The sequence below is a fragment of the Novipirellula rosea genome, from assembly GCF_039541335.1.
Classification (GTDB): Bacteria; Planctomycetota; Planctomycetia; order Pirellulales; family Pirellulaceae; genus Novipirellula; species Novipirellula rosea.
Map to the genome: position 1 here is coordinate 118,848 of NZ_BAABGA010000041.1, position 6,891 is coordinate 125,738.

At 53.6% G+C, this 6,891-nt stretch carries 5 protein-coding genes; 4 read left to right on the forward strand and 1 reads right to left on the reverse strand.

The annotated features are described in order from the left end of the window. Position 1: 1 nt before the first annotated feature. On the reverse strand, positions 2 to 985 hold the full coding sequence (locus tag ABD971_RS17390; protein ID WP_345324126.1) for a class I SAM-dependent methyltransferase: 984 nt from the start codon (positions 983 to 985) through the stop codon (positions 2 to 4). Positions 986 to 1,511: 526 nt separating this feature from the next. Between ABD971_RS17390 and ABD971_RS17395 the strand changes: the two genes are divergently transcribed. From ABD971_RS17395 to ABD971_RS17410, 4 genes are read left to right on the forward strand one after another with little or no spacing between them, the layout of a single operon-like run. Beyond that, positions 1,512 to 3,986, forward strand: a complete 2,475-nt coding sequence (locus ABD971_RS17395) for a glycogen/starch/alpha-glucan phosphorylase (RefSeq protein WP_339943428.1) — start codon at positions 1,512 to 1,514, stop codon at positions 3,984 to 3,986. Next, positions 3,986 to 5,512: a 4-alpha-glucanotransferase gene (gene malQ, locus ABD971_RS17400; RefSeq protein ID WP_345324128.1), complete on the forward strand. Its 1,527-nt coding sequence runs from the start codon at positions 3,986 to 3,988 to the stop codon at positions 5,510 to 5,512. Before ABD971_RS17395 ends, malQ begins: the two co-directional genes overlap by 1 nt. A 5-nt stretch (positions 5,513 to 5,517) precedes the next feature. Then, positions 5,518 to 5,976: a YaiI/YqxD family protein gene (locus ABD971_RS17405; protein WP_339943432.1), complete on the forward strand. Its 459-nt coding sequence runs from the start codon at positions 5,518 to 5,520 to the stop codon at positions 5,974 to 5,976. Between the two features lie 58 nt (positions 5,977 to 6,034). Then, positions 6,035 to 6,793 carry a hypothetical protein gene (locus ABD971_RS17410; protein WP_345324131.1) on the forward strand — a complete coding sequence of 253 codons (759 nt, stop codon included), beginning with the start codon at positions 6,035 to 6,037 and terminating at the stop codon, positions 6,791 to 6,793. The last annotated feature ends 98 nt before the right edge of the window (positions 6,794 to 6,891 follow it).

The following is a 6,891-nucleotide window of genomic DNA, read 5'->3' on the forward strand; positions in this document are numbered from 1 at the left end:
GTTACACGCGTTTGACGCGGACCGTTTTCATTAAATGGTCAATCGATCCGCCTGCGGCGTAATGAAATTCAACCGAGATTGATTCGCCGCTAGCAATTTCAAACGGTGTTTCGATCGGAAGCACCAAACATTGGTTGGGCCACGTGATCGCCTTTTCGGCTTGCATGTCGATCGAAATCACGTTCTGAGTGACAAAACGAAGGGCGTTGACGCAGCCATCCCGCATCGCGACCATGTTTTCGTTTACCGCGAACTGCATCGGGATCGATTCGTCATAAGCGATACTCGCATAGGGCGACAGGTTGGCGAATTCGTTGGTTCGCGGTTGGTCCAGTAGCGGTGCTTGGAACATCGGCACGGGAGCATGGTAGCCGGCGAACTCAAAAGACTGCTCGACCGGTTGGGTCATCAAAATCGATGCTTCTGGTAGAAAACGCGGCAGCGGTCCGTCGTGGGCTTGTTTGTAGTGACGTTTGAACGCCGCAATCACTTGAGCTTGTTTCTCACGCAGCAGTCCGACGTGCAGCATTTCACAGACGACGACATCGACCGCTGTGTCGGGGACGTATTCCGAGGCATCGGCGTGTATCACCGTGATCTGATCCTCGAGTCCATTGAGTCGTACAAATCGACGAGCCGCATCGACCAATTCGGGATTCCGCTCGACGCAGCTGACCGTCGCACCACAGCGAGCCGCCAACGACGATAGGATTCCTGTGCCGCCACCGAGTTCCACGACGTGCATCCCAGGGCGAACGTTTAGTTCGATCGCTTCGCGGAACGCTCCGACGCGATCTTCGTCTTGCAGCATGTTGTAGTGGTACAATAGCGGGATGTATTGACCGAGCGTTTTCTCTTCGCTGCTGAGCTTGCCGGACGAAGCTGCGTTGTCGGGGGTGTCAGCCATTAAGGAAGCGTAAGCAGGACGGCGAATCGACGAGGAGGTTTGCATGATGGACTGCGGATTCAAAAGGAGCGGATTCAAAAGAGGCGGATCTAAAAGAAGCGGGGGGACGTGCGTGGCCGCGGCGTCGAGAGAGGCCGGCCCGCTTGCGCTACCTTGCCACGCGATCCACGGATCCACGTTAGCGAGATTGGAAGCGGCGGCTCAAGATGGATTTGCCGCCTTTTCCCGCGACAAAACATATGCCTTCCTCCTTCACATTGGCTCCGGCATGGGCGGCGTAAGCCGTTACCAGTCGGATGCTTAAGTCCCGCTTGAATCTTTCTTGGGGGGAAGCCACGGATTTCTGAAATTTCGGTTACCAGTTAAACACTACAGACGGAAAGTCTGATTAGCGAAAATACGCAAACTATTTGAAAGTTATGGGAAAAATCCCCAACAAGATGTAGGTTTGAGGGTAAAGTCGCTGACTTCAAAATGGACTCATGTTGTCATAGCCTTCAGACAGTGCTAATGAAGATCCATACGATTCGCACTCTTTGGCGGCAGCACCGAAAAATGCAGCTTCGGTCGATCGCTCAATTTCCCTTAAAATTTAGCCAAAACGATGCCAGAACAAACCCTCGAAGTATCCAATGAAAAGATGAGCAGTATCCTGGCGCCGCTCTCCGAAGAACTGCGCCGCCATCTTTATTACACACTCGGCCACCACAGTGACGACAGTAATCCTCACTATTATTATCGCGCGTTGGCCAACGCCGTGCGTGACCGTGTCACCGAGCATTGGCGGACGACACAAGAGCGTTTTGCGAATACCGATGAACGTTGTGTTCACTATTTCTCGCTCGAGTTTCTGTTGGGCCGGTCGCTGAACAATGCTGTTCAGAACTTGGAACTCGACAACGCTACTCGCGAAGCGTTGCATCAATACGGTGTCGCGCTCGAAGAGGTCGCCGAGCAGGAACCGGACGCGGGACTCGGTAATGGGGGCCTTGGTCGTTTGGCAGCCTGCTTCTTGGACAGTTGCGCCAACTTGCGTTTGCCTGTGACGGGTTACGGCATCCGCTATGAATTTGGGATGTTTCACCAAACCATCGAAAATGGTCGTCAAGTCGAGGGCCCGGACCACTGGCTCCGCGATGGCAACCCATGGGAGATCGAACGTCACGAAGACGCAAAGACGATTCGCTTCTATGGACACACCGAGCGTTATCTTGACGATTCGGGTAACACTTCGATTCGCTGGGTAGGTACCAACGATTTGTTGGCCATTCCTTACGATATGCCGATCCCGGGATTCAAAAACGAAACCGTCAACACACTGCGTCTTTGGAAAGCCGAAGCGACCGACGTGTTCGATCTGGAAGAGTTCAACTCGGGGAATTACCCCGATGCTGTGGTGCAAAAGAATAATGCCGAGCAAATCTCGATGGTGTTGTATCCCAACGACGCCAGCGAAAACGGTAAAGAGCTGCGACTGAAGCAGCAGTACTTCCTCAGTTCCGCCAGCTTGCAAGACGTGCTGGAGAACTGGGTTGCCAAATACGGCGATGACTTTACCGATTTTGGTCGCAAGAATTGCTTCCAGCTGAATGACACCCACCCCGCCTGCTCGGTTCCCGAGTTGATGCGATTGTTGTTGGACGTCTACCACTTGGATTGGGATTCGGCGTGGAAGATCACGACTCAGTGCATGGCGTACACCAACCACACGTTGCTTCCGGAGGCGCTCGAGCGTTGGAGCGTGGCTTTGTTCAGCCGCTTGCTGCCTCGTTTGTTGGAAATTATTTACGAAATCAACGAGCGTTTCTTGACCGAGGTCAAGAAGAAGTTCCCGGACGATGTCGCGGTTCTGCGTCGCATGTCGCTTGTCGAAGAAGGCGATCAGCCGCACATTCGCATGGCTTACTTGAGCATCGTGGGCAGCTTTTCGGTTAATGGTGTTGCTCATCTGCACACCGAATTGCTTAAGAGCGGCTTGTTCTCGGACTTCTACAAACTGTGGCCCGAAAAGTTCAATAATAAAACCAACGGCGTGACCCAACGTCGATGGTTGTCACACTGTAACCCTGGTTTACGTGACCTATTAAACGAAACCATCGGAACGGGGTGGGAATCCGATCTCAGCCAAATTGAGAAACTGATTCCGTATGCCGAGGATGCCGAGTTCCGCAAGAAATGGCGCGGTGTGAAACTCGAAAACAAACAGCGATTGGCTGATTACGTCAAAGCGAACACCGGAGTTGAATTCAACACGAACGCGATCTTTGACGTCCAAGTCAAGCGGATCCACGAGTACAAACGTCAATTGCTAAATGTGCTGCATGTGGTTCACCTCTACGATCGCATTCTGCGTGGCGATACCAAAGACATGGTGCCACGCTGTGTGTTGATCGGCGGCAAAGCGGCACCGGGATACCACGTCGCCAAATTGATTGTGAAGATGATCAACAACGTCGCTGCGGTGATCAACGCGGATCCAAAGACGAAGGACTTGTTGCGTTTGGTCTTCTTTCCAAACTATCGCGTATCGTCGATGGAGATCATTTGTCCGGGAACCGAATTGTCCGAACAGATTTCGACCGCGGGCAAAGAAGCGTCGGGTACCGGCAACATGAAATTCATGATGAACGGAGCGTTGACGATCGGAACGCTCGACGGTGCGAATATCGAAATTCGGGAAAAGGCGGGGGCCGAGAATTTCTTCTTGTTCGGCTTGGACGAAAATGGCGTTCAGGAAGAAAAGAAGAATTACGATCCGAACGCGATCATCGCTGCCGACGAAGACATCCGGCGGGTGATGGAAATGGTCGAGGGTGGGGTGTTCAATCAACACGAGCCAGGCATTTTCGACCTGCTGACCAAGGGACTGCGAAATCCGTATGACCCATGGCTGACGATTGCGGATCTGCGCAGTTACATTGATGCCCAAGCTGAGGCAGGCAAGGTCTATTTGGACGAAGAGAAATGGACTCGAATGAGTATCCTGAACTCGGCAAACAGTGGCTGGTTCTCGAGTGATCGAACGATCGCCCAGTACGCGAATGAAATTTGGGACGTCAAACCGTTAGAGGATGCTTAATGCGTTTTCCGAGATCATCGGGGATTCTTTGTCACATCACTAGTCTGCCAACCGCGATTGGAAATCGCGAATTTGGGATCGGTGATCTGGGTGAGGCGTCGTATGCGTTCGTCGATTTTTTGCAAGCTGCGGGACAAACCATTTGGCAGGTGCTGCCGTTGGGCCCCCCCGCAGCCGGCAATTCCCCCTACAGCTGTTATTCGGCGTTTGCGGGAAATCCGCTGCTGATCAGCCTTTCGATGCTTGTCGAAGATGGCTTGTTGGCCGAGGATGATTTCGTCTTGCCATCCGGCCTTGGGGAAACCACCTCGCAGGTCGATTATCATTTGGTCGCCCAGTTCAAGCTGCCGGTACTGCGTACCGCGTTCGAAAACTTTAGCGAACACGCTAGCGAAGAACAGCGCGCGGACTTTGACCGGTTTGTCGAACACAACGCATGGTGGCTGGACGATTTCGGTCGCTTCGAAGCCCTGATGCGTCACTTCGGCAAAGCGGATTGGACGCAGTGGCCTGCGGAATTGGTCCGTCATGCCGCGAACCCAGAATTCGATCAAGCGATCGAACAATGGGAAACCAAGCTGAGTACCGAGATTCAATTTGCTGAATTCCAACAATACATCTTTGATGTTCAGTGGCGGAAACTGAAGCAATACGCAAACGAACGCAATGTTCGTATGTATGGCGACATGCCGATTTTTGTCGCGCACGAAAGTGCCGATGTGTGGGCAAATCAATCGGTGTTCTGTTTGGCTGAAAACGGACGTCCAACCTTCGTGGCCGGTGTCCCGCCAGACTATTTCAGCAAAACGGGACAATTGTGGGGCAATCCGCAATACCGTTGGGACACGCTCGAGCAAACCGGTTACCGATGGTGGGTACAACGGTTTGGATATGCGTTCAAGCAATTCGACTTGATGCGAATCGATCACTTCCGTGGTTTCGAAGCCTATTGGGAAATTCCTGCGACAGCCAAAACGGCGGTCAGCGGGAAATGGGTCGAAGGACCTAAAGAAAAAGTCTTCGACGCCGCTCGCGAAAAACTTGGCGAGTTGGCGCTGATCGCCGAAGATCTCGGCATGATCACCGAAGAGGTCCATGAACTTCGCGATAAGCTTGGATTCCCCGGAATGCGAGTGTTGCAGTTCGGTTTTTATGTGGCCGAAGACGATTTTCATCGTCCCAGTGCGTTTCCCGAGCATTCGGTTGCCTACACCGGAACGCACGACAATGACACCGTCATGGGGTGGTACAAGGAACGTGAAGTCGCCGAGGGCGAAGAGGATTTATTGGCGGGCGTTGTCACGAGTGACATCGATGTTCATTTACAATTGATTTGGGCGGTGCTGAATTCGGCGTCCGATACCGCGATCATTCCGGTGCAAGATTTGCTTGGACTGGGGAATGAGGCGAGAATGAATATGCCAGGGCTGGCCGATGGAAACTGGGCATGGCGATTGCTGCCAGGCCAATTGACCGACTCGGTCGCCCAAACGATTGGCGAAATGACGCGTAATTCGAGGCGGTGAGCAGCGTGAAGATTTGGATCGACGCCGATGCGGCACCACAAGACGTCAAGCAGATCGTCTTTCGTGCCGCCAAACGATTGGATGTCGAAACGGTCTTGGTTGCCAACCGTCCGCTATCGGTGCCGCCCGCGTTGACGATGGTTCGGTCGGTGGTCGTGCGTGAAGGCGCCGATCAAGCGGACCGCTACATCGTCAACCACAGCGAAGTCAACGACATTGCCATCACCGCCGATTTGCCGTTGGCAGGCGATTTGGTGGAAAAAGGCGTTTTCGTGATCGATCCTCGCGGCGACGAGTACTCACCCGATACGATTGCATCACGATTGTCGATGCGGAATTTTATGGACGATTTGCGAGGCGAAGGAATGGTGGTGGGCCGGTCTTCGCCATACGGAGAGACGGACAAAAAGGCGTTTGCCGCGACCTTCGATCGCTTGCTCACGAAGGCGTTGAACCGAAAATAGAGGACTTCAAGCACGCTCCGCTGCAATAGGTCCTCTGCTCTATCGAGGTTGGCTGAGAATGTCACCTACACCGCAACCGGACCGCGAGCAGCCATCGCTGAAGGCAGCGCTCGTTTCACCTTCGGCGATTTCTAATCTCGTCGCGGCGATTGCCCTGTTGGGGTGTGTCTTGTTGCCGCATTCAATCGGTTGCAACGACACGGTGGTTCGTCCGGTCAATGTGATCGGCAAAGAGATCGCCGAGGGGACCGCTCTCGTGACGTTGACGTTTTTCTGGCCGTACGTTTTCGGTCTGTGTACGTTCTTGTTCTTTATCGCGTTGGTGATCATTCGGCCGCAGCGGATCGAGCGAGTGTTGGTTTCGCTGCCGGTTGGGTTTTTGTTGTATTTGTCTGCGATATGGTGCTTGCTGCTGTTTAGCAGTTCAGGTGAAAGTCGTGCGGCGATGGTGATTGCCACGTTTGTCGTCCCCTCCGCCACGCTGGTGGCAATCCGCGTGACATGGCTCTGGATTGATGATCAGAAAATTGCTGCGGCGACTTGGGCACAAAGCTACCTGTGTATATTGGCGATCTTTTCGCTGCGTTGGTTCTGGATGCTGCCGATCAAGCAGATGCTCTATGGCGGCGTGTTGTCGATGATCGCCGCCGCCGCGGTGATGATCGCATCGTGGACATGGCCGTGCTGGATCGAGCATGACTTATCGGACCGCAATCATCCCTCCCAGCGATTTCAGATAACGCTAAAGCAAATCATTCTTGGCGTCCTGGTGATCGCCATCGCAATGACCTATTGGCAATTCATGCAGCGGCAATAGTCGACCGGGGCAAGCACCTCGGGTCACCTCTACCAACCGCAGTTTGGGAGAGGTCGAGCAGAGTTTTCCGCGATTGCTCAGGTGAGGGCCGACCGAGC

What these genes read in the sequence shown, in the direction of transcription:
- ABD971_RS17410 (WP_345324131.1), top strand. Translation starts at nt 6,035, where the DNA reads ATGTCACCTACACCGCAACCGGACCGCGAGCAGCCATCGCTGAAGGCA.
- ABD971_RS17395 (WP_339943428.1), top strand. Translation starts at nt 1,512, where the DNA reads ATGCCAGAACAAACCCTCGAAGTATCCAATGAAAAGATGAGCAGTATC.
- malQ (WP_345324128.1), top strand. Translation starts at nt 3,986, where the DNA reads ATGCGTTTTCCGAGATCATCGGGGATTCTTTGTCACATCACTAGTCTG.